Source organism: Candidatus Kryptoniota bacterium (assembly GCA_036567965.1).
Taxonomy (GTDB): domain Bacteria; phylum Bacteroidota; class Ignavibacteria; order Kryptoniales; family JAKASW01; genus JAKASW01.
The window spans coordinates 1-22,325 of the sequence record DATCTN010000010.1 but is presented as its reverse complement, the minus strand read 5'-3'; the positions used below and the strand labels follow the sequence as shown (position 1 = coordinate 22,325).

Sequence of the window (22,325 nt, the reverse complement as noted above, 5' to 3'; positions counted from 1 at the left end):
ATCAGAATTACTTGCGAAGAATATTCAGGATGATTCAAATTATTGCAGTGCGAAAGCTGAGACCGTTCCTTCAAGGAGCTGTCACAAGTCGGCAGGTTTTCCTTCCCGGCTCATTTACCAAGCAACTTTTCACCGGCGGGGATGGATACATCGATTCTATTCTCTTCCGGGACGATCGGACAACTGTAACCGTGGTTATAGGAACAGTAGGGATTGTAGCAGTAGTTGAAATCCAAAACGTATTCCTGAGAAGAGTTCTCCTCCAGATCCAGATATCGTCCACCGGCATATGAATCCACTCCGCAAGTCAGGTCCTTAAACGGCAGGAACAGTTCGTTAGATGCGTCCTCAGACATTTTGTAAATCGTCAGACGGACCGGCTTGCCGTCGACTGCAAACTCAAACGTTCCGAATCGAACTGCCGATCGGGTCTCCCCACCTGTCGCCTGTATCGAGGTATTGCCCGGTTTAACGTTCTGAATGAGCCGGACTTTGAAAATGAGGTTGAAATCTGGAGGGAAATAAGAAAGGTGTTCGAACGACTTCCGCTCGTCGGAAGTAAGCGGAGAAGCCGGGTCTCTTTTGAAGAAATTGTCCTTGCGTATACGGTCGGAGGCGAGTATTGCCGCGTAACGTGATTGTTCAGAGGAAGTGAACCTAACCTGCTCGTATTTTCCAGAGCATCCGCTCAGGGTGAGGGCAGATAAGAAAACTACGAGATTACTTTTCGCTCTTGTTGTTTTCAAGGACAAGTTCAAGCGAAATCCGGTGTGTATCTCCGAGGGCGTCCGTTGCGGAGAACCTCGCGAATGAGTAATCGATCAGGAGTTTCGGCAGATGTATGCCGGCGCCGACCGCGAACTGCTTTACCTCGTTGAATCCCGCGCGAACGGCTATGACATTCTTGTATGAGACTTCCGCTCCCGCCCGCACATCCGCGCTGATGAATCCTAAATGAGCATCGGTCGAAGACCGCATGTTATCGAAATTGAATAATAGATCCAGAGCAGGAGAAGCTGCGAAGGATCCAACGTTGAATAAATATGAGGCGCCTGTCGCGAGTGTCGGCGTCATGACCTCTGTCGTGCCCGTTGTCCAGGCGACCACGGTAGTCGTGGCGTTCTGAAGGTTCGCGCCGAGTGATAAATTCTTGATAGGCGAATATAGCGCCCCGACGTCGAACCCGATCCCGGTGCCGTAAGTCGAGCCTATGCTTCGACGAATGAACTTGACGTTAGCGCCGTACGAGAAATTGTCCCCCGCCCGCCTTGCATAGCTCCCGATCAGGGCAACATCCGTTACGCCGAAGAATGTGACTTTTGTGGGATCAACTCTGCCCAAGTCTCCCACAAAATTATTGGTCGGAGGAATCGGATTCCCGTTAGCGTCGACGCCGGCAAGCTGAGTGTTCGGGATGCTGCTCACACTCGACACGATAATACTTACTCCCACCGTCTCGTCGCTCGTCAGCGGGATGGCCCCGGCCGCGTAATTGTAACTGACGAGGTCGCCGTAGCGCTGATCATGCATCAATGCGATCTCGGGAAATTCCATCCTTGAAAGTCCCGCGGGATTCCAGTAGCCCGCAGTGACATCGTTCGCGACAGACGTGTAAGCGCTACCCATCGCCAACGCTCGCCCGCCAACACCGATCGACAGAAAATCAGATCCATACTTTGCGAGCGCGAGTCCCTGCGCGTTTGCCTGCGATGCCGCCGGAAGAAATACTGCAAGGGCCGCTCCGCATACCAGCATCCTACACTTATTCGAGAGGCTCAGCACCGAATTCCTCCTTGAGAAATCGCGCCATCGGGTCGTCGCTCGCCTTGGACACCGGTTGCTCGGATTCTGCGATAGTGAAATCAATAGCGACCCGAACTCCGAGGTTGCGGAGGATCGCTTCCTGTATATATGTTTTGTACGGTCTAGCCATGCCAATTATGATCTCGTTAGGCGCGCCGAGAATCAACCAACCGTTCCTCATCCCGAGAGGCTTGAAATTGATCAAGTTGGACCAGACTGCGATTCTTTCTTTCTGCACGTACTGAAGGAATTCATCCCACCTGACTGTGATTTCCTGGTACGATCCGTCTTTGCTGCCGTACGCAGGTCTCTCTTCGGCTATCTTGTCGGGCGGACGCGATGGATTCCGATCCGGATTAGTCGCCGGCTGAATCTTTCTATCAAGAGATGCCTGTCTTGATTCCTTGATAGTATCCGACAATTGAACTCCTTGCGGAGCCCGGGTGACGGGTTGAGGACCGCTATTCAAGTTTTTTTTTATTTCCGAAATCTGTTGCATAAGATCGCGCAGCTGTACCGACCGCTCCAGATTGACCAGCTGGAGCAGAGTCATTTCAAGTTTTATTCTCGGCTGGGAGACGTATTTGATCTGCTGCATCGCTTCAGTCGTTATTTTCAGGAGACGCATCAGATCCAGCTTTTCAAATTTCTTCACCGACTCCAGGTATCGCTTCCTATGATCCTCCGAGGCCTCGATAAGATCTGATTTGCCGGTAGTTGAAGCTATAAGAAGATTGCGCAGATGTTCAGCGAGTCCTTCCAGGAAATCGAGCGAATCGTAACCACGTGATACGATTTGAGCAGCCATCTCGATGGCACCTTTGGAGTCGGAGGCAGCGATGAGTTCGGTGGTCCTGAAAAACAATTCGCTGTCCACGAGACTGAGTGCATTGACGACCACGTCGTGTCTGATGTCGTTGCCGCAAAACGCCGCGACCTGGTCGAAGATGCTCAAGGCATCGCGCATCGAACCGTCGCCTTTCTTGGCAATAGTGACGAACGATTCTTCGTCGACCGCAATCTTCTCCTGGCTCGCCACGAACTTAAGACGTTCGATTATTTTCTCAATCTCGATGCGTTTGAAGTCGAATCTCTGGCATCTGGTGAGAATCGTGGGAATAACCTTGTGCGGTTCGGTGGTCGCGAGTATGAAGAGTGCATAGGAAGGCGGTTCCTCCAGCGTCTTGAGAAGCGCGTTAAACGCTTCCTTTGTCAGCATATGCACTTCATCAATGATGTACACTTTGTATTTAAGTCTCGATGGCGAATACCTGACTGATTCGCGGAGGTCGCGTATTTCGTCGATCCCGCGGTTCGAGGCACCGTCGATCTCTATGACGTCCAGACTTCTTCCCTCGGTAATCTCTTTGCAAATGTCGCACTCGTTACAAGGTTCGCCATCTTTGACATTCGGGCAGTTGATCGCTTTTGCGAGTATTCTTGCAGTTGTCGTCTTCCCAACTCCGCTCGGTCCGCTGAAAAGATATGCGTGAGCGATCCTGTTGCGGAGAATAGCGTTCTTAATCGTGACCGTGACGTGCTCTTGAGCTGTCACTTCTTCGAAGCGCATCGGGCGCCATTTCCGCGCGGTTACGAGATACGTCATCTTTTCGACCTGACGCGCTTCTTTCGCTTAGAACCACCGGCAAAGACGTGAACGATTGCCTCTTCTATTCTCTCGATGGGTACTATCTCGATCCCCTCCTTCAGCTTTGCGGGAATCTCCGTCATCTCTTTCATATTCGACTTGGGAATCAGGACTTTTTTTATTCCGTATCTCTTTGCCGCGAGCATCTTTTCATTCAGTCCGCCGATCTGCAGCACTTCTCCGTTCAGATTGATTTCTCCCGTCATAGCGACATCGGTTCGGACGGGCTTTTTCCCTGCCGCGGAAATGAGTGCGACCGCCATTGTCAAACCGGCTGAAGGACCATCTTTGGGAGTTGCGCCTTCAGGGACGTGAATGTGAATTTCTTTTCCCTTATAAAAATTCTTCGCGATTCCGAATCGAGACGCGTTTGCCCTCACGTAAGTCAGTGCTGCGCGTGCAGATTCCTGCATGACATTTCCGAGCCTGCCGGTCAGCTGCAACCTGTCTGGTCCATCCATCAATATCACTTCGATGTTAAGAATATCGCCACCTCCGCTGGTCCACGCAAGTCCCAGAGCTACACCAACTCTGTTCGCGTGATCGATCTGTTTTGACTGGAACTTCGGCACGCCGAGGAAAGCTTCCACTTTCTTTTCGTCTACCATTACTGGCGCGATCTTCTTTACGTCTTTCTTCTTCTGGGCGACAACTTCTTTCGCGATTTTCCTGCAAATGCCAGCTATTTCACGCTCGAGGTTTCTTACTCCGGCTTCCCATGTGTACTCACGAATGATTTTTATAAGCGAGTCCTCGTCAAACTTCGCCAGCCTGCTGTCTATCCCGTGAGCGGCAAGCTGCTTCGGGATGATATGAGCCCTGGCAATCTCCAGCTTGTCGTAATCGAGATATCCCGGCAACTCGATGATCTCCATCCTGTCCTGAAGCGGCTCTGGAATATTGTCGCGCACGTTCGCCGTAGTAATGAAGAAAACTTTCGACAGATCGTAGTCGACTTCCAGGTAATGGTCCTGAAACGAATGGTTCTGTTCAGGATCGAGAACTTCCAGGAGAGCTGCGGCGGGATCACCGTGAAAATCTATCGCAAGCTTATCCACTTCGTCGAGGAGCATAAGTGGGTTCACGACTCCCGCTTTCTTCATCGCCTGGAGGATGCGACCCGGAAGCGAGCCGACGTATGTTCGACGGTGGCCTCTTATTTCGGCTTCGTCCCTTATGCCGCCCAGGGATAGCCTCACAAAATTTCTCCCGACCGCCCGTGCGATCGACTTGGCAAGCGAAGTCTTGCCGACTCCAGGCGGCCCGACAAAGCAAAGTATCTGGGAACGCATTTCCTTGACGAGATTCAAGACGGCAATTTGCTCCACGATACGCTCCTTAGGCTTATCGAGGCCGTAATGATCCTCGTCGAGAATTTTTCTGACGTGTCCGATGTCCAGATTATCGCGCGTCTTCTTGTGCCATGGCACATCCAGGAGCCAATCGAGGTAATTGCGGATCACCGTTGCCTCCGGCGAAAAAGCCTGAGTTCGCTTGAGCTTATCGAGCTCATCGACAGCCTTCGCTTTTGCCGCCTCGGGCATATGCGCCTTCTCAATCCGCTCTTTCAGTGCCCCCATTTCTCCCGACGGACTTTCGTCACCTAACTCGTCCTGCATTATTCTGACCTGCTCCTGCAGGTAGTATTTCCGCTGGTTCTTCTGAATGCTGTCCTGTACCTTATTGTCTATTTCCTGCTCGATTTTCAGGATGTTTATCTCTTCAGACAATATTTTTATAAGTTTTTCATATTGCTCGCCGAGACTCTTAAGGCTGAAAAGATCAGTCTTCTCCTGGATCGACAGCTCCATATTTGCGAGGATGTAATAGAACCTGCGGTCGGCTTCCCTCATGTTCTCAAACGACATGAGCGTCTCGGGCGGGATGTCGCGGCTGTTCCTGACATAATCCCGGAAGAGCTGTGCGGCGTGCTTGACGTAAGCGTCCAGCTCTACGTCTTTCCTTGAGGGCTGTATGTTAATCGTGAATTCAGCGTAAAGGATTTTCTTTTCGTCGTAAAATTTCTTCACGAACGCTTGCGCGACGCCGTCGACAAGTACTTTCAACAGACCGTTGGGGAGTTTCAGGATCTGTAGAATTCGCGCGACCGTTCCTACCTTATACAGTTCTTCTCTAGTCGGGTCCTCAAGTGTCCCGTCCTTCTGAGCGACAAGTAGAATAAATTTCTCGCCCTTTGCCGCATGTTCTACTGCTTCAACTGATTGTTCTCTTCCGACAAGTATCGGGAAAAGCATATACGGGAGGACAATTGAGTCTCTTAGCGGCAGGACAGGAAGATGCGTCGGAATGTCTTCCAGCTTTTCTATATCGCTTACGTGATCTAATTCTTCGAAACTATTCAAGAATTCTCCGTTGCATAGAAAACCGATTGGGATTGCTCGAAGAATATAGTAGAGTTCGCAGGGCGAAACAAGGTTGAGCAGATATGGCGAATGAGGGGCTGCAGACGCGGGAGTTTGCTTTGTACTTTCGAGTCGGCCTGACTAACTTTTAAACACATTGGCAAATCTTGCATGCGACCGCTTCGCAACATCGAGGTGGCTGAATAATACCCGACACAAATCGGGATTTAACGCACGAGCTCAAAAAGGAGTATCAAATGAAAATTCGCGTTGAAGATGCTCTCCAATACCATTCTGTTGGGAGGAGAGGAAAGATCGAAGTAATCCCCACTAAACCGTGCGTAACGCAGAGAGACCTTTCGCTGGCCTATACGCCGGGCGTTGGAGAAGTTTGCAGAGTCATCGATAAGGATCCTGAGTTGGTTTATGAATACACATCCAAGGGGAATCTGGTCGCGGTGTTATCAAACGGGACCGCGGTCCTGGGCCTCGGGAACATCGGCCCGCTGGCGGGCAAGCCCGTAATGGAGGGAAAGGGGGTTCTGTTCAAGAGATTTGCCGATATAGATGTGTTCGACATAGAGATCAACGCGAAGACGCCTGAAGAAATAGTGATGGTTGCGAAGGCACTCGAGCCTACTTTCGGCGGAATCAATCTCGAAGACATCAAAGCTCCGGATTGTTTCTACGTCGAGGAGAAACTCAAAGAGACAATGAACATTCCGGTCTTTCACGATGACCAGCATGGAACCGCGATCATCAGTTCCGCGGCACTCCTGAACGCCGTTGAGATTGCAAAGAAAAACATATCGAAAGTAAAAATTGTCATAAACGGTGCGGGGGCAGCGGCGATCGCATGCACGAAGCTGTACATCAAACTCGGGGCAAAATTGGAAAATGTCATCATGTGCGATTCGAAAGGTGTCATTTATAAGGGGAGGCCTTTCGGTATGAACCCGTACAAGGAGCAATTTGCGCGACAGACAGATCTCAGAACTCTTTCGCAGGCGATGGCGGGAGCCGATGTCTTCGTGGGACTCTCCGTGGCAAATGTCGTAACGAAGGACATGGTCCGATCGATGGCGCCGAACCCGATAATCTTCGCGATGGCGAACCCGGACCCGGAAATTACATACGAAGATGCCGTGTCGGCACGCCAGGACCTCATCATGGCCACCGGGCGAAGCGATTTCCCGAACCAGGTAAACAACGTCCTCGGGTTTCCATTTATTTTCAGGGGAGCTCTCGATGTCAGGGCTCGCACTATAAATGATGAAATGAAGATCGCTGCCGTCAAAGCACTGGCAAGTCTGACGAAAGAACCCGTCCTTGATTCTGTCAAGAGAGCTTATGGCGGGATCGATCTCGAATTTGGGAGAGAATACATAATACCAAAACCTTTCGATTCAAGAGTGATCACATGGGTTGCACCGGCAGTAGCAAGGGCAGCAGTCGAGACCGGAGTCGCAAGATTACCAATCGACGACTGGGACAAGTATGTCTACCAGCTCGAAGAAAGAATGGGCATCACACGCGGTGTGGTCAGAACAGTCCTCACGAAATCCCATGGGAGCGGAATGCGAATCGTGTTCCCCGAAGGACAGGAGGCAAAGATACTATATGCTGCCCAGACAATCGTAGACGATGAGATTGCCAGTCCTGTGCTTCTCGGAAAGAAGTCGCAAATCGAAATAAAGGCACACGAGCTGAAAGTGGATCTGGAAGGTATTGAAATTATCGATCCTTCTCAGTTTCAGAAACGGGAAGAGTATGTCGAGCAATTGTACCAGTTACGTCGCAGGAAAGGGATAACACGGGAGGATGCTGGAGGATTGGTCGACCGTCCCAACTACCTCGGCGCGATGATGGTACACCTGGGCGACGCGGACGGGCTGGTTTCCGGACTTACCCAGGCGTACCCGACCACGATTCGGCCCGCGCTTCAGGTAATCGGAATGGAGGAAGGGAGAAACCGGGTGGCTGGATTGTACATTGTCATGACGAAACGCGACACGTATTTCTTCGCGGACACTACTGTTAACGTCGATCCGACGGCCGAAGAGCTTGCAGAGATAGCAACAATGACGGGAGAAGTAGTAAAGAGATTCAATATCGTCCCGAGAATCGCCATGCTTTCCTTCAGCAATTTCGGATCGACGAGGGTGTCGCAGTCAATCAAGGTTCAAAAAGCGGTCGAGATCGCGCGCAAACTCGCTCCTGAACTTGTCATCGATGGAGAGATTCAGCCCGACGTCGCTCTTTCGCCTGATGTTCTCGAAAGTGTCTACCCGTTCTCAAGCTTGCGGGGCGGAGTCAACACGCTTATTTTCCCTGATCTCAACGCGGGAAATATCGCATACAAACTGGTCGGCAAAATCGGAGGAGCGTCACTCCTCGGGCCCATCCTGATGGGAATGAAGAAACCCGTTCACGTCTTGCAGCAGGGTTGCGATGTCGACGCGATAGTCAATATAGCAGCCGTATGCGCGGTCGAGGCAGCTGACAAACAAAAAGCGAGAGGGACCAAATGAAATGCCACGTAAATATATTTCTGATCGCGGTAGTTGCAGCCTTCGGCTTCTCGGGTACGCCGAATGTTGACTACGACAGGGCGGGACTCATCGCTATCCGCCTAATCAATCCTGAAACAATTAAATCGTCTCTCGTTTTTCTTGCGTCAGATTCTCTCCAGGGTCGCGAAACAACCGAGCCGGGTCAGAGGATGGCGGCCTCTTTCATTTCCTCGAAATTCAAGTCGCTCGGACTGAAACCTCTCGGCGATGACGGTACCTATCTCCAGCATTTCGATGTGAATGTCCATTATATTAGCGACTCATCTTGCCTCTCTGTCAACGGAATGAACTTCTGGTACAACAAAGACATGACGATAATGCCTTTTGGCGCGGCGGATACGGTCGTGAACAGAAGTATCGTTTTTGCGGGATTCGGTTTCGAAAGCGATTCTTACTCTGACTACGGAAACATCGATGCCTCGAATAAGATTGTTATGATATTGAGCGGCAACCCGCGATTTGCGGATTCAACAGACATTTTTGTGAAATCGGAATTGTATAAAAGAACTAATGCCATGAAGCATGGTGCCGCCGCCGTAATCATCGCCGTTCAAGGCGGAGAGAAGTCGTTCACGGAGCTGAGACGAAAGTCGAATTCATTCTTCGGCGCCAAGACAATGAGTCTTGCAACCCGCGAAGCCGCTGCCGCAAAAGGAATGCAGGTGGTGATGATTGATGAGTCCGCTGCGAACTCTCTTCTCGCAGACCTTCATCAGACAGTAACCCAAATATCAAGGAGGATTGATTCAACAGGGTCGCCTTCGGCGTTTGACCTCACGAATGGGAGAATAAGCGTAATTATCAAATCTGAAATGAGAGTCACTGAAAATGTCGTAGGCGCGATCGAGGGGTCTGATCCCGCGCTTCGCGATCAGTACGTGGTATATTCGGCGCATTATGACCACCTGGGTAAGACTGCCGATGGCTTGATCTTCCATGGAGCGGATGACAACGCATCTGGGACAAGTACGGTACTCGGAATTGCCGAGGCGTATGCCAAATCTGCCGTCAAACCGAGACGGAGTATAATCTTCCTAACTGTGACTGGCGAAGAGAAAGGACTCCTCGGGTCCAGCTACTTCGTGGCTCACCCGGTCGTGCCGTTGAAGTCGATTGCGGCCGATCTCAACACAGACATGGACGGTCGAATTGATTCCGTCCACTTCAACACGGACAGCAACTACGTGTACGTAATCGGGAGCCGGAAAATCAGCTACCATCTCGACTCGCTCATGATCGCGGCCGACAGTGCCTCGGAGAAAATGACACTGGAGTACACTTACGACTCCGATAATGACCCGAACCAGTTTTATTACAGAAGCGATCAGTACAATTTTGCGAAGAACAAGATCCCGATCATTTTCTTTTTCAGCGGCGATCACCCCGATTATCATAAGCCGACCGATACGAGTGACAAGATTGACTACCCTGTTCTCGCGAGACGGGCTTCACTGATTTTTCTCACGGGCTGGAAAGTCGCAAACTTCGAGAGCGGTCTCAGGCCAAACTGACGGCAGGGTCTGGCGCCCCGCAGCTCTTTTCAAGCCTTCTTATCTGAAGGTGGATTTCGCAGCCTGTCATTTGTGATTCCATTCATTATCCTCTTGACATTCAATACCCCAAAATATATATTAAGACATAAAAGTCCGATATTATGAATGAGAACAGACAGAATTTAGTTGGACGAAGTTCGATGACGACGGCCGCTCCGATTTTTTTGGTTCTATTTCGGAGGTTTTTGTCCTAAATCTATGCCGCCGTCCGTCCTGCGGCCTTCCACCGGACAACACAAACGAAAGGAAGATCGTATCATGAGAAAAATAGAGAGACCTGCCTCTTTTTTTCTTTCGACCATGCCGATTGTACTTGTATCGATGCTGATTCTAGCGAATTCCGGCTGTAACACGGGCTACACAACTGAAGTTGATGGAACGGAGGAAGCTGTCATTACTTCCGCCCCGAACGTCCCGCCGCCAATTACGCGGGACCATCCCTCGAAAGTGATCGTCCATTTATTCACGAAGGAGCTGATCGGAAGGCTGGCCGATGGTGTGCAATATCAATTCTGGACATTCAACGGCACTGTTCCTGGTCCCATGATACGTGTGAGAGAAGGTGATCTGGTGGAAGTCCACCTGAGCAACGATCCCTCGAACATGATGGCACACAACATCGATTTGCACGCCGTCATCGGTCCCGGCGGCGGAGCAGCTGCTTCCATCACGCCTCCCGGGCATACTTCGGTTTTTAGTTTCACAGCCCTTCATCCCGGACTGTTTGTTTATCACTGCGCTACGCCTCCGGTCCCGATGCACATAGCCAACGGGATGTACGGCTTGATCCTCGTGCAGCCAAAGAACGCCATGCCCGCTGTCGACAAGGAATATTACATAATGCAGAGCGAGTTCTATACTTCGGGGGCATTCGGAGACCCGGGCCTTCAGCAATTCGATCTGCAGAAGGCGCTCGACGAGCGACCAACCTATGTCGTGTTTAACGGATCAGTTGGATCGCTCGTGGGAAAGAACGCGCTGACTGCTGAAACGGGCCAGACGGTCCGGTTGTACGTCGGCAATATCGGACCAAACTTGAGTTCCTCCTTTCATGTGATCGGAGAAGTTTTCGACAGAGTGTACGGCGAGGGGGGATCAGAAGTGAATCAACAGAATGTCCAGACGACATTGATCCCTGCAGGAGGCGCTGCGATAGTTGAATTCAAGACAGAAGTGCCCGGCACGTACAGCATCGTGGACCACTCCATCTTTCGGGCATTCAACAAAGGTGCGGCGGGCCAGTTGGTAGTCAGTGGGTCAGACAATCCCATGACATACTCAGGCAAGGAGGAAGACGAGATTTATCTTGGGCAGGAGTCGTCCGGAACCTCGGAATCCGCTTCTCCCCAAGACGACCAGGCTGAGACAATTCAAGGCGACAAGGTACAGCCGGTTGAATCCGCATCCGATGAAGGCGGCCAGCAGATTTTCGGTAGAACCTGCATCGCATGTCATCAGGCAAACGGTCAGGGAATTCCTGGCGTCTTCCCACCGCTCGCGGGGTCGGACTTCCTGAGGAGCAACAAGGACAAGACCATCGATTTTGTCCTCCACGGCCACACCGGGACCATCGTAGTCAACGGCAGAACCTTCAACAACACGATGCCCCCGCAGCCATTGAACGATAAACAGATCGCGGCAGTCCTGACATACGTGAGGAGTAGTTTCGGCAATAAGATGGGTCCGGTGTCGACCACGGAAGTTGATCAGATGCGCGGGAAGAAGCTGATAACGTTCAACGAAGGGAAATAACGATGCTCCGTCCAAAAACGATTGCAACCGTTTTGACGATTCTTCTCGCGGCTGCTCCGGCCTCTGACGCAGGCGAGCACCCGGCTCACCCTTCAGGCAAGCAGATGATTACCGTGAAAAGCGGAAGTTATGTCCCGTTCTCAAAACTCGACAACGGTAAAACCAAAGTCTTCGTCCCGACCTATTTGATGGATGCACAGCCGATCACGAATGGCGAATTCCTCAACTTTGTAAAGTCGAATCCGCGATGGAGGAAGTCACAGATCAGATCGGTATTTGCAGACAAAAGCTACCTTAGGGATTGGACCGACGATCTCCATCCCTGCAGTCACAAAGATCTCTCCGCGCCAGTGACATACGTGTCATGGTTTGCCGCAAGAGCTTACGCTGAATGGGCGCACAAAAGACTGCCGACAGTAGATCAATGGGAATTCGCCATGAAGCAGCGAATGTTCAATTCAATTAATTGTAACCTTTGGGAGTGGGTTGAAGATTTCAACAGCCTTCTTCCGGATGAGGAGTCACAGGATTCGGGTGACGGCTCATCTATCCTCACCTGCGGCGGCGGCTCAGTGAATGTGACCGATCCATCCGATTATGCGGCGTTCCTGAGATTTGCATTCAGAAGTGCGCTTAAGGCAACCTATTGTCTTCCAAATCTCGGATTCCGATGTGTCAGAAACGTAAATGAAATAGTTAAGGTGACAAAATGAAAAGACTTCTCCTTTTCAAGATTCTTGCGGCCGTCGTGCTGACCACGGCCGGCGCAACTTATCTCACTAACCACAGCATTCGTGGAAGTGAAAAGTCCAGACAATCGGCAAACACGGATAGCACAACAACGAAGGAAATGTGCTGTGTCGAAATGGGCAACTCTGATAACTCAAGCGACAGTTCGATCTTCCAGATCGACTCGAAGTGGAAAGACCAGAACGGGATGCCAGTTAGAATTTCCGATTTCAGGGGGAAGCTGTCCCTCATCGCCATGTTCTATTCTCATTGCACCTATGCTTGTCCGCTCACAATAAACGATCTTAAACTCGTGGAGAAAGCTATGCCGTCCGATCTGGCTGAAAGAGTAGAGTTTGTGCTCGTATCGATCGATCCGGCAAGAGACAATCCGTCCGCGCTGAGAAATTTAGCAAATCAACAGTTGCTCCTCGGAACAAACTGGCATCTCCTTACGGGCCGAAGCTTTGACATCAGGACTCTGGCTGCTCTTCTCGGAGTACGCTACAAAAAGAAAAGTGATGGTTCTTTCCTCCATTCGAGTCAGATCGCTCTCTTGAATGAAGAGGGTGAGATCGTCTTCAGGCATGCCGGACTGACTGAGTCTGTAAATGATATTGTAAACGCGATCGAGAGCCATTCTCGAGTCAGCGGCAACTAGTCACATCAGAAAGGATGAATTAAAATGGAGAACGCAATAGAATCTACTCGTACTGCCGGACGCCTGATGAATCCGCATGAAAAACTTCATGCTCATCACGAGAAACTTATCAGGACAATACTCCAGCTAGCCGATCTCACAGTCGAAAATCCGCCGGATGCGTCCCTGCTCCTTTCCTATTGCGGCGAGTATCTTCTGCCGCATGCGGATGCCGAAGAGATAACTCTGTATGCCGCCTCAAACGATAAGAAATTTGTGCAGGATTTGGTCCTCGAGCACGTCGAACTCAAACACGTACTTGGGTTGATCCACCGCGGCCTCACCACGAGGGACGTCGTGATGATTACAACTGAGGCGCACAATTTCACGTCTCTGCTAAAGTCGCACTTCGATGAAGAAGAAACTTGTCTGATGCCGGCACTGGAAAAATATCTCAAACCCGAACAATTCCAATCGCTGATAGAGACGGCTCATCGGCTCGAAGCTGAGAAGAAAAGGTCCGATCTCACGGCACTCTTCGAGCTCGATCACAAGCGGATCGACATGAATATTTCTTACGTCATCGACCCAGTGAGATCCGGCGGCAAGATTCGAGAACATTACTCGAGTTTCAGGAAGCAGCTTCTCAAGCACATAGAACTGGAAGAGACGGTTCTGTTCCCTGCTTTTGAAGAAAGCACTAAGACAGGCGGGGCGGGACCCGTGCAGGTGATGATACAGGAACACAAAGTGATAGTCTCACTTATATCGGATCCGCCGGATCAGATGAAAGAGAGCGAAATCACGGCAACCACCAAGTCACTGATAAGTCGCCTGGTCGTCCACAACAAAAAAGAGGAAATGATATTGTATCCTATGATCAGTGGGAAATTGACCGGGACCGAAAGGGGAGAGATCTTCAGAGTGTGTTTCGAGGGGTTCAGGAGTGTGTGAGGTGGTGTTTGGATGTCCCCCGATATAGGGGGACATCAACGTCACTCGCATGACTTCTAAGAGTTGTGAAAGTCTCTAAAATCCGGAGCTGGTCTCGCGTGTCCGAAGCATGCCGGCTCTCAAGTTCGCGATCTCGCGTTCCCGCATTTCGAGCTGGCTGTATAGATCCAGGAGATGCTCGTATAATTGATTCTCAAGAATTCTGGATTGCGAAACGTCCTCGAAGTGAAAGACGATTTCCTCTTCTTTGTTCCGTAAGGAATATGCCTTCACCTTGTAGTATTTGTCCGCCTGCCTCTGCTTGAAAATCCCCGTGCTCTCTCCTTGCTTCCTGCATTCGTTTATCAAGCTCTCGAACGCCATCGAGTCTTCATTCTGCAAGAAGCTCTCGACATCAAGCTTCTTCCCTAATTTCAGGTTCAGCGGTAGGGTTTCTCTAGCGTATCTGTTAGCGTAGAGGAGATTCATTTCGCTGTCAGTCAGAACGAATGAGATCTTCACAGTCTCAAAGATTCTCAAAAAGTCCGATGTAATTACGTAGTCTGCCATTTGATATATGTTTTACATTTATCATGCCAAATTACCCGGCTGAACCAGCCCTAAATAGACAGTCAAATGTCTGCGGATGGTCAGATCATTACATTAATGTAAAGTTGGGTTACAGATTTCTCACGGAGGAATGATGAAAAGAGGAAGGAAACGAAACTGGTTGAGGTCAACTCCCAGGATAAACGATCTGGACTTCCGTGACGTCTATCATGTCGGCAGCAGTGAATCTTTTCTCGCTAGGGGTTCTGAAATGTATAACGGATCCCAATTCGGGGATTCTGGAATCTATTTTGACCCTGACATTCCCGGTACCGCTGAATGTAATCTGAGACTCGCTCTGCGATACAAAAGCTGAAGATCCCCCATCCTTAACCCCCGTCACACCCGATTGCGTGAAATTCATTCCGGGCGCCGGCAACACGGTCAACTTCACCGTAGCGGTCGATCTCACCTGCGCCTGTGCGGTTGACCCGCTACCATGCATCCTATCAACAGGAGAAGGAGTTCTATGTGTTTCAAGTTTGTCATCATATTCTGAGACTCTATGCTCTAATAGGACGCCAAACTCAAAAAGACGCGACCCCAAAATATATCTCATCATAAGCATCTATATCCACGCGATTTAGTCTTATCAAGCGGTTATTATAACTGACGAATCCTTAAGGTAAATCAGTAAAAGGTACTCGAATAGCGGAACGGATTACGAGGGGATGGGTAAAAAAATGTCCTGTCCGTCTTAGGTAGAAGTGGAAGGAAGGCGAATATTAGGGTAGTGATATCAGTTGGGCTGATGTATAGCCCTTGAATGACCTTATCTTATCGAGAATTTTCATTGCCTCGCTGTCAGTCTGATAAGTGGGGGTGAAGTCGATAAACCGCATTTTCTTTCCATCGAAGTCGACTAGTGCGATGAGACCCGTTCTTTGTCTGAATTCATCGGCGAACTCGTCCGCGGAATTCCTGTTCGGAAATGATCCCAACGAAACGGCGTACATCTTCGGAACTTCGCTCTGCCCTGAGATAACCACAAATGCGCTCTCGTACCCGCCGACCTTTTTTAGGCGGTCAGACATCGCAGTCGCCTGTCCCTCATTCTCGAATGGCCCCAGAACCACAGAGAACATGCGCGTCGTCCTGTTGAGTTGGATCGTCGGCGTCATGCCTATATCCTTGCGCATGACTTCCGAGTATTCGGCGGCCGCGCCCAGCGATTGGAACGCTGCCAAATGCACGGAGAAAGTATAAATACAATGACCTCCCCTCAGGCAAACCAGAAACGCGTCGTCGTAATCAAGGTGATTCATAAAAACGTCCAGCCTGTCGAGCGCGTCCTGCTTCGTGCCGAAGGAATCGGTTTGAACGACATACAGATTCGAGACAGGGTTCACCGAGACGCTAAGGGTTATTCCTGATCTGTCCCGCGCGAGTCTTGCAAAAGCCTGCGCGTTTTCCTTTTCGGTGAAAGCACCGATCTGAACGACGTACTTAGTGGCCGGCGCGGCCGAAGCTATCTCTTTCTCAGGAGGCTTCATCAGCGCGCCTGTGGAAGGAGGGACTTTGTCCTGGAGCACCATCTTGAGGCCTTCGACATAATCTCCGTCCTTTGTGGGCTTCACCTGGAACCTGATTATCGCAGGCTCGGCATAGACACCGAGAATCGAAAGCTGGCTCGAGTCAACATAAGCCTCGTAATCCCCAGGCGGCAAACCCATATAGTAAAAGCTCCCGTCGTTGAACACGGAGAGCGTCTTCTGAAGAGTTGATCCCAGTGACTTCACCTCGATTGTCAAACCCGGAATTGCTGTTTCATATCCGCCTTCCAGCTTGACCACCGAACCGTCGACTATCCCTCCTACAAAGAAAGGTATGTCGATTCTCTTGTATGATTCCGGATCAGTGACAAACGAGAACGACTTTTGCCTCGGTATCCAGAGTGGATTCTTTATCGAAGCTATATCGATATCTGCGCTGTACTGGGTATAAGGGAGCAGGTTCCACTCTCTGATCACACCGTTTTGGGACGTTTCGGATGCAACGCCCTGCCGGAGGGTTACTGCTCCATCTTGGATCACTGCTTCTCCGGGATCGTACTTGCCGTTGCCGTTATTGTCGACGAACATTCGCATCGACGAAGCCGAATGCCCCACCCACTGCTGATCGTTGAAAACAAAGTTCCTGTAGTTGGCATCGAACCCGACCGCGCCCGAAACGTTCTCACTGAACCAGCTATTTCCCTGCTGAGTTTGGGCAGTCGTAGTTGAACGCGTAAATGGAAGGTCGGCGATTATCTGAAGATTAAAACTCGTGAATCTGTTTACAAAATCCCTTTCCGCGGCGATCCCAACTCTGATGTATTGCTGGACATTCTTGGATATTTCGAATTGGATATCGTCAATTGAGTTCTTGAGCACTCCATACCTTGCCGTTGTGTTTACGAGCGAGCCGTTCAGGAAATCAAACGCTCCCTGGCCGAAGAAGAGAGAATAGAGAAGAGAAGCAGTTAATGAATTGCTTCTCTGGAACAAGCCGGCACCGAAATCGATTTCAGAGCCCACATATCCGAGTGCGAAGTTGAATTGTGAAACGCCCGTGCTCGCATATAGCGAATAGCTATATGTCTTCTGGCCCGAAAGATATTGGAGCGCGTCGCCGGCTGCCCTGAGACTTACGCCGCCACCTTCAAATGAAATCGGAAAGTACATGTCTCCCTGAAGTTCCTGGTCTCTTCCGCCGGGGTTGTAAAGCAGGTTGCTTGCATATCGCGCGAACATAAGGTCAAAGGCCGATTGCGACGGGTAGAGCGCATTGAATGTGGCCCTGTAGAATGCGGACGGTGAAGCGTCTATACTTAGCATGTACTCCGGACTGAATCTCATCGAGAGCGAATTGTAAAAAGCCGGTTTTGAATAGTAAGGGCTATTGACATAATCCGTCCCAAGCTTGTCAGTCATCCAATCGGTGAGACCGACTATCACGTTCCCCTCAAGGAGATCATAATCGGTATTGTTCAGCTTGCCAGCAGAGATTGAGTAGTCGACCTCGCCACTCGGCACGAATGTGAACGGTATCTGAAGACGTTTATCTGTTTCCTGGAATTCACCGCTCGGTCCGTAATACTTAAGTTGGAGGTACGAAGTACCATAGACCAGCGGTATGCTGAAATGTGCTTCGCCGCCTGCATCCGCTCGCTGGTAGCCGACGAGCTGACCGTTCAGGTACAATTCCACGTCCCAGTTGGGAGTTGTCTTAGCTGTGATCTCATACTTGCTGAAATAGGTCCTGACAGTAACTGGTTCATTCGTGACCTGGACCCCGCGGAATCCGTACTGAGCCAAGCCTTCTGAATAGAGATTTCCGACCCCTGCCATGCTGATGTACCTGCTCGAATCGAACGCATATTTCCAGCTAAGATTGCTCGAGTAAAGGTTGGACATGCCGCGTGAGACGCTTCCTAAGACGCTTCCCTGCGCATCACCACCCAACACCTCGGCACCTCCTGTCAATGAATAACTGTAGGCCGATTGGCCCGCCCCGAAGAAACTGGAAACCGAATAGTCGAGAATACCTCCATTCAACCACGATCGCTTGCGGGGATAAAGGAGTTCCGCCTGGATAAGAGAAGACTGTGGTGCGGTTATTAGAAAGTTACGCCGCGCCTCCCTCTGATAATCCTTTACGACCGGGAGCTCCAGGTCTGTATTCAGAGTGAGACTGAGTGCGTTGATGTCGGTGGAAAAACTCAGGTCGAACAGTCTCCTGAATAATGATGGGAGCATATAGAAATCGAGATCTCCGACAATAATCTGCGAGCTGTCGAATTTGATCTGTCGAGTTCCGGCTTGTGCTGTGTGATTGATAAAATCGATCACATATGGGTCGCTGGCATCTATGAAGAACCCCTTAATCGTTCTCGTCTTCATGTCAATTTCCCTATCGACCCTGAGTTGCTTGAAGATAGTTCCTATGGGAAGATAGACGGAGTCTTTGTAATAAAGGCAGGTAATGAAAGTGTTGACCAGCCCGCTGTAATTGAAAGACAAATATATTTCTTGTGCGTCCGGTTTCTGGCCGGAGCCCTGTGCCGCAACCCTACCAGGAGCGGCAGAGACGGCGATTAGGATTGCCGCTGATAATAAAAGTCTCTTGCAGATCTGTCGATCCATTCAAGTCTTATCGACCCTTCCGTGTTCCGTCATGTTTAGCATCAGGGGACCGAAAAGGTCGTCTTCTTTTCGAGTGACGGAACCTTAAGCAAGTTATCCTCGGATATATCTGTTCGTTCCGAACTGAGTGTTACGTCGATCGTATATGTTCCCTCCGGCAGACTCGAAAGCGGAACCGGAAACCTGATAAGCATCGAATCATTGTACACGGCGATCAATTCGTCCTGATTGAAAATACTGTTGCCCACACGATCCTTCACTGTGACTGATATCTTGCCGAAAAAAGGCGCGTTCCCTTCCCTTCGCACGGTGGCAAAAATACTCATCGATGCGGAATCAGGTGCCACTCGAACATCCGGGAGAGTCACATTGGTAACAACGTGGCCTCTCTTGTATACCACAGTCGTCACCTGTTGAAGAACGAATGTAATGTTTGCCGTAATTCCGGTGCGAACGGTATCGATGACCGTCGATTGCGGCGTCGAACTAGTGACAAGTCTTGTCCAGTATTCACCGTCCGTGAGATCAGAAGGCGGGGAAGCAAGCAACCTGACCACCTGCTGCTGACCGGGATTAATAATGAACTTTTGCGGAAATCCTTTCAACCACGGCTGACAGGAATGCGCTCTTGCCATCGCGCTATCGTTATACTGCATGAAGATGTTTCCTGCCGGATCGGAATCCGGGAATCCGAACCTGAACGAAATTGAGATTTCCTGAGGGACATTCGATCGATTCATCACGATGAAGGTCCCGAACCTGTCCTGGTCGCCCATGAAGAGAATAGTAGGAGCCACGACAACCTGAGCCCGCGTCGAGGAAAAGGCTGCCATGGCCAATATGAGTAATATGGTCTTTTTCATAGTCGTAATTTAGTTAAGAGAAGCTTCCATCTCAATCGTTCAATACGTGATCCTAAGAGCGAACACTCCGTTGTAGTTGCCAGCCGGTTGGTTGGCGGGAAGCGCACTGAGTGTACCACCCAGCCAGAAATAGAATCTACCACCGCTCGTGCTGCCGAGCCTGCTCCCGGATGCGATCGCTGCCGATGCCGCCTGGGTTGTGCTTGACCCGTTGACACTCGGTGTGAAAGTCAACGTGTGGCCATACCCATCATTCAAAGTCGAGCTGCTCGCGTACTGGACAGTGCTGGTGGTACGAACGCCCGTTGCGGTGAACATCGGTGCTCCAGCCGCTTTCGGGTCTAGTACGGGCGGCGACGTTCCAGCCACAATTACCCCGAACGCTAACGATCCGGTCGCGGAAAGTGATACGCTTCCCGACAGCGATGCAGTTGCAGTGAAGGACTGGCTCGTGGTGTACGGAGTACCGTTGACGGTAACGACTAGCGTCACTGTTATTGTACCTGTGTAGGTGGCTGCTGTGTAATTGGCGCTGGGGTTTATTTGTCCACCGATCCAGAAGTAAGTGGTGTGGGCCGCCGCACCCGCATTGGCACTCAGGCCGCTTACGGGATTGAATGTGGTCGCACCTGTGGGACTGTTCGTTCCGACACGATAGGCGCCATAGTTAGTGGAGTTGAAAGTGATTGGCAGTTGATCGCCGTACGAGTCGGTCAGGTAGCCGGGCAGCGTGAAAGTAACAGTGTTGGGTTCGCTCGCCGGATAAGTAGGCCATTGCACCGAAAATTCAGACGCACTGGCATTATTGTAATTGATTGTCGTGCTACCGGTGAGATTTGTCCCAAAGTTCAGATTTGAGATTATTGAGATGGTCGGAGCCTGCGCCAGCGCAATTGATTCGGACAGCAATACCGCGCACGACATAAGCAAAAGTACCGAATTTGGTCTCATTTTCTTAATCCTCAAAATCATCACATCTCCTCGACGATGAATATCATGTCTATCGCCACAATCAATCGATCCTCTCTTCACCTTCTGCAAAAGAAATGCAATCGACATACGTCAAGCGGGAACCCGGAAATCTCGCAGGGACATCACGGTCTACTTCGATCATTGAATGCTGAAGGATCAGCTCTGTACGAGGTTGCATCTCAAATTTAGCACAGATCGTACTCCCAACGCTTAATGGGATCGAAACCAAATATGCGCAACAGATCCGTACAAATCGAATCACCGATTTGAAAGGAACTCTTACTTGTCCGCCTGAGCAACTCATTAGCTCTCCTCTCAGTAACATCCTAGAAATATGAAACTGCTACGACGTATGTCCCGCTGTAGGTCCCCGGCGGAACGCTTCCAACATTGATTGAGCCGAAAATATATACGAAAGCCTGCCCTGATTGCCCTGCATGATTCGCCCGGAGTCTGAATCCTGTTTGTCTGCCGGTTGGCGGAATCCATTCGGTCGATGCGGCCGGATTATCGGCGGAATTGTCAAATGCAGCTCGCGGAGTATATGGTATGGTGTTAACCCCGTTCGTCAAGGACGCAGGCGGAGTGAGAGTCACATACACCGTTGTGTTCCATTGCCCTTGGATTGTGACTTCTCCCGCACTCGCGCTTGTTACTGCAACCGAATATGTTCCGGCTCCCGATACGACCGTGCCGAAATTCAAGTTAGTGTTCGTGTACGCACTCAATCCCTGCGCGATTCCAATGGAAACCGAAGGCGATTGAGTGAAGGAAGACTGACCAAATGCGATTGGGCAGTCAAAAATCCCAATGAGCGGAAGAAGGACAACAAGAGTTCTTTTCCGTATCAACTTGCCAACCAAGCGTCCAAATGGTTCAAGTTCCATTCTAACTGATTCCAAAATAGCAAGCATTGACAAATCTTTCCACTCCATCAATATGAAACCGTCAAGTTGAATGTCCCGGTGTATGTCCCCCCTGCCTGGCCGTTTGGGATTGTAATAGAGCCGCCGAGCCATAAATAGTAATGGCCCGTCCCGCCCAGAGTCACATGGCTGTTGTTTGCAACTGAAGCCGCGGTTCCCTGTGATGTGGAGAGCTGAGCACCAACTAGCTGCGGAGTAAAAGACAATTGATTTCCGAGACCGTCTGAGAGCGTGAGTGATGGCGATGTGAAAATCACGGTCATGATTGAACCCGGCCCACCGGTTACCGTATACAGTCCTGCTGAAGCGTTCGAGTTAGCATTTATGGAAACAGTTTGGTTAGGCGATACCAGACCGAAATCAATGTCTCCAATTCCGTCCGCTCCTCCTGTCAGAACAATCGATACACCCGTCACAACCGCTGCGGACACGTTCGTATTTGTATTCCCGGATGTCTGTGCTGCAGCAGCTTGCGACAAGCCAAGAACGAGAAGGCTTAGCACTGCTGCTAAGCCTTCTTTCCTACTTGGAGTGTGTTTGTTCGACCTAATCACGGGAGGTCCTGATTTTTCAAGAACTTTTATTTTTAGTAGTTAACAGTCAGAGTGAAAGATCCGCTGTAGCTGCCTGGTGTCTGCGCCGCAGGTATCGCCGCAAGCGAGCCGCCGAGCCAGAAATAGTAGTGTCCCGCGCTCCCCGTCGATCCGCTCGTCGTTACGGTTGACCCCGACGCAACGCTGGTAGCACTCGATTGGTTGCTGGAAGAATTGGCGCCGACCACACTCGGAGTGAACGTAAGTGCAGTGCCGGGTCCGGTCAGAGAAACCGTCGCTCCGT

General features: G+C 50.5%; 18 protein-coding genes. 6 read left to right on the top strand and 12 right to left on the bottom strand.

Annotated elements, in window-relative coordinates:
* Window positions 1-110: 110 nt before the first annotated feature.
* Genes VIS48_03780 through lon form a run of 4 tightly spaced genes read right to left on the bottom strand, consistent with a single transcriptional unit; the run spans window position 111 to window position 5,814 of the window.
* Entirely contained in the window at window positions 111-746 is a 636-nt protein-coding gene (locus VIS48_03780; protein ID HEY9165263.1) for a DUF1684 domain-containing protein, read from the bottom strand.
* A complete protein-coding gene (locus tag VIS48_03775) occupies window positions 721-1,782 on the bottom strand; it encodes a PorV/PorQ family protein (protein ID HEY9165262.1) in 1,062 nt (353 codons plus the stop codon). The genes VIS48_03780 and VIS48_03775 overlap by 26 nt, the downstream gene beginning before the upstream one ends.
* The gene (gene dnaX / locus VIS48_03770; protein HEY9165261.1) at window positions 1,763-3,409 is read right to left on the bottom strand and encodes a DNA polymerase III subunit gamma/tau; all 1,647 of its coding nucleotides are present in this window, start codon (window positions 3,407-3,409) and stop codon (window positions 1,763-1,765) included. The genes VIS48_03775 and dnaX overlap by 20 nt, the downstream gene beginning before the upstream one ends.
* Window positions 3,406-5,814 carry an endopeptidase La gene (gene lon, locus VIS48_03765; GenBank protein ID HEY9165260.1) on the bottom strand — a complete coding sequence of 803 codons (2,409 nt, stop codon included), beginning with the start codon at window positions 5,812-5,814 and terminating at the stop codon, window positions 3,406-3,408. Before lon ends, dnaX begins: the two co-directional genes overlap by 4 nt.
* A 257-nt stretch (window positions 5,815-6,071) precedes the next feature.
* Between lon and VIS48_03760 the strand changes: the two genes are divergently transcribed.
* The 6 genes from VIS48_03760 to VIS48_03735 all read left to right on the top strand — a co-directional run bounded on the left by VIS48_03760 (window position 6,072) and on the right by VIS48_03735 (window position 14,015).
* A complete protein-coding gene (locus VIS48_03760) occupies window positions 6,072-8,345 on the top strand; it encodes an NADP-dependent malic enzyme (GenBank protein ID HEY9165259.1) in 2,274 nt (757 codons plus the stop codon).
* Entirely contained in the window at window positions 8,342-9,898 is a 1,557-nt protein-coding gene (locus VIS48_03755) for a M28 family peptidase (protein HEY9165258.1), read from the top strand. Before VIS48_03760 ends, VIS48_03755 begins: the two co-directional genes overlap by 4 nt.
* 300 nt (window positions 9,899-10,198) lie before the next feature.
* Entirely contained in the window at window positions 10,199-11,692 is a 1,494-nt protein-coding gene (nirK, locus tag VIS48_03750; GenBank protein ID HEY9165257.1) for a copper-containing nitrite reductase, read from the top strand.
* A 2-nt stretch (window positions 11,693-11,694) separates the two neighbouring features.
* Window positions 11,695-12,405, top strand: coding sequence for a formylglycine-generating enzyme family protein (locus VIS48_03745; GenBank protein HEY9165256.1), 711 nt, complete (start codon window positions 11,695-11,697; stop codon window positions 12,403-12,405).
* Window positions 12,402-13,082 carry an SCO family protein gene (locus VIS48_03740; GenBank protein HEY9165255.1) on the top strand — a complete coding sequence of 227 codons (681 nt, stop codon included), beginning with the start codon at window positions 12,402-12,404 and terminating at the stop codon, window positions 13,080-13,082. Before VIS48_03745 ends, VIS48_03740 begins: the two co-directional genes overlap by 4 nt.
* Window positions 13,083-13,106: 24 nt before the next feature.
* On the top strand, window positions 13,107-14,015 hold the full coding sequence (locus tag VIS48_03735; protein HEY9165254.1) for a hemerythrin domain-containing protein: 909 nt from the start codon (window positions 13,107-13,109) through the stop codon (window positions 14,013-14,015).
* Window positions 14,016-14,090: 75 nt separating this feature from the next.
* Here VIS48_03735 and VIS48_03730 read toward each other — a convergent pair whose 3' ends face one another.
* From VIS48_03730 to VIS48_03695, 8 genes are all read right to left on the bottom strand, one after another.
* Window positions 14,091-14,564: a hypothetical protein gene (locus VIS48_03730; GenBank protein HEY9165253.1), complete on the bottom strand. Its 474-nt coding sequence runs from the start codon at window positions 14,562-14,564 to the stop codon at window positions 14,091-14,093.
* Between the two features lie 166 nt (window positions 14,565-14,730).
* The gene (locus VIS48_03725; protein HEY9165252.1) at window positions 14,731-15,165 is read right to left on the bottom strand and encodes a hypothetical protein; all 435 of its coding nucleotides are present in this window, start codon (window positions 15,163-15,165) and stop codon (window positions 14,731-14,733) included.
* 163 nt (window positions 15,166-15,328) lie between these two features.
* Window positions 15,329-18,727 carry an SPOR domain-containing protein gene (locus VIS48_03720; GenBank protein HEY9165251.1) on the bottom strand — a complete coding sequence of 1,133 codons (3,399 nt, stop codon included), beginning with the start codon at window positions 18,725-18,727 and terminating at the stop codon, window positions 15,329-15,331.
* Between the two features lie 41 nt (window positions 18,728-18,768).
* Window positions 18,769-19,590, bottom strand: a complete 822-nt coding sequence (locus VIS48_03715; GenBank protein HEY9165250.1) for a hypothetical protein — start codon at window positions 19,588-19,590, stop codon at window positions 18,769-18,771.
* A gap of 39 nt (window positions 19,591-19,629) precedes the next feature.
* Window positions 19,630-20,541, bottom strand: coding sequence for a hypothetical protein (locus VIS48_03710; protein HEY9165249.1), 912 nt, complete (start codon window positions 20,539-20,541; stop codon window positions 19,630-19,632).
* A 347-nt stretch (window positions 20,542-20,888) separates the two neighbouring features.
* Window positions 20,889-21,449, bottom strand: coding sequence for a DUF4402 domain-containing protein (locus VIS48_03705; protein ID HEY9165248.1), 561 nt, complete (start codon window positions 21,447-21,449; stop codon window positions 20,889-20,891).
* A 47-nt stretch (window positions 21,450-21,496) separates the two neighbouring features.
* Window positions 21,497-21,991 (bottom strand): DUF4402 domain-containing protein, encoded by a 495-nt coding sequence (locus VIS48_03700; GenBank protein HEY9165247.1) that lies wholly within the window; start codon window positions 21,989-21,991, stop codon window positions 21,497-21,499.
* An 83-nt stretch (window positions 21,992-22,074) separates the two neighbouring features.
* On the bottom strand, window positions 22,075-22,325 hold a 251-nt coding region (locus VIS48_03695), incomplete at its 5' end, for a DUF4402 domain-containing protein (GenBank protein ID HEY9165246.1).

What these genes read in the sequence shown, in the direction of transcription:
- dnaX (HEY9165261.1), bottom strand. Translation starts at nt 3,409, where the DNA reads ATGACGTATCTCGTAACCGCGCGGAAATGGCGCCCGATGCGCTTCGAA.
- VIS48_03760 (HEY9165259.1), top strand. Translation starts at nt 6,072, where the DNA reads ATGAAAATTCGCGTTGAAGATGCTCTCCAATACCATTCTGTTGGGAGG.
- VIS48_03755 (HEY9165258.1), top strand. Translation starts at nt 8,342, where the DNA reads ATGAAATGCCACGTAAATATATTTCTGATCGCGGTAGTTGCAGCCTTC.
- nirK (HEY9165257.1), top strand. Translation starts at nt 10,199, where the DNA reads ATGAGAAAAATAGAGAGACCTGCCTCTTTTTTTCTTTCGACCATGCCG.
- VIS48_03745 (HEY9165256.1), top strand. Translation starts at nt 11,695, where the DNA reads ATGCTCCGTCCAAAAACGATTGCAACCGTTTTGACGATTCTTCTCGCG.
- VIS48_03740 (HEY9165255.1), top strand. Translation starts at nt 12,402, where the DNA reads ATGAAAAGACTTCTCCTTTTCAAGATTCTTGCGGCCGTCGTGCTGACC.
- VIS48_03735 (HEY9165254.1), top strand. Translation starts at nt 13,107, where the DNA reads ATGGAGAACGCAATAGAATCTACTCGTACTGCCGGACGCCTGATGAAT.
- VIS48_03730 (HEY9165253.1), bottom strand. Translation starts at nt 14,564, where the DNA reads ATGGCAGACTACGTAATTACATCGGACTTTTTGAGAATCTTTGAGACT.
- VIS48_03725 (HEY9165252.1), bottom strand. Translation starts at nt 15,165, where the DNA reads ATGATGAGATATATTTTGGGGTCGCGTCTTTTTGAGTTTGGCGTCCTA.
- VIS48_03720 (HEY9165251.1), bottom strand. Translation starts at nt 18,727, where the DNA reads ATGGATCGACAGATCTGCAAGAGACTTTTATTATCAGCGGCAATCCTA.
- VIS48_03715 (HEY9165250.1), bottom strand. Translation starts at nt 19,590, where the DNA reads ATGAAAAAGACCATATTACTCATATTGGCCATGGCAGCCTTTTCCTCG.
- VIS48_03710 (HEY9165249.1), bottom strand. Translation starts at nt 20,541, where the DNA reads ATGAGACCAAATTCGGTACTTTTGCTTATGTCGTGCGCGGTATTGCTG.
- VIS48_03705 (HEY9165248.1), bottom strand. Translation starts at nt 21,449, where the DNA reads ATGGAACTTGAACCATTTGGACGCTTGGTTGGCAAGTTGATACGGAAA.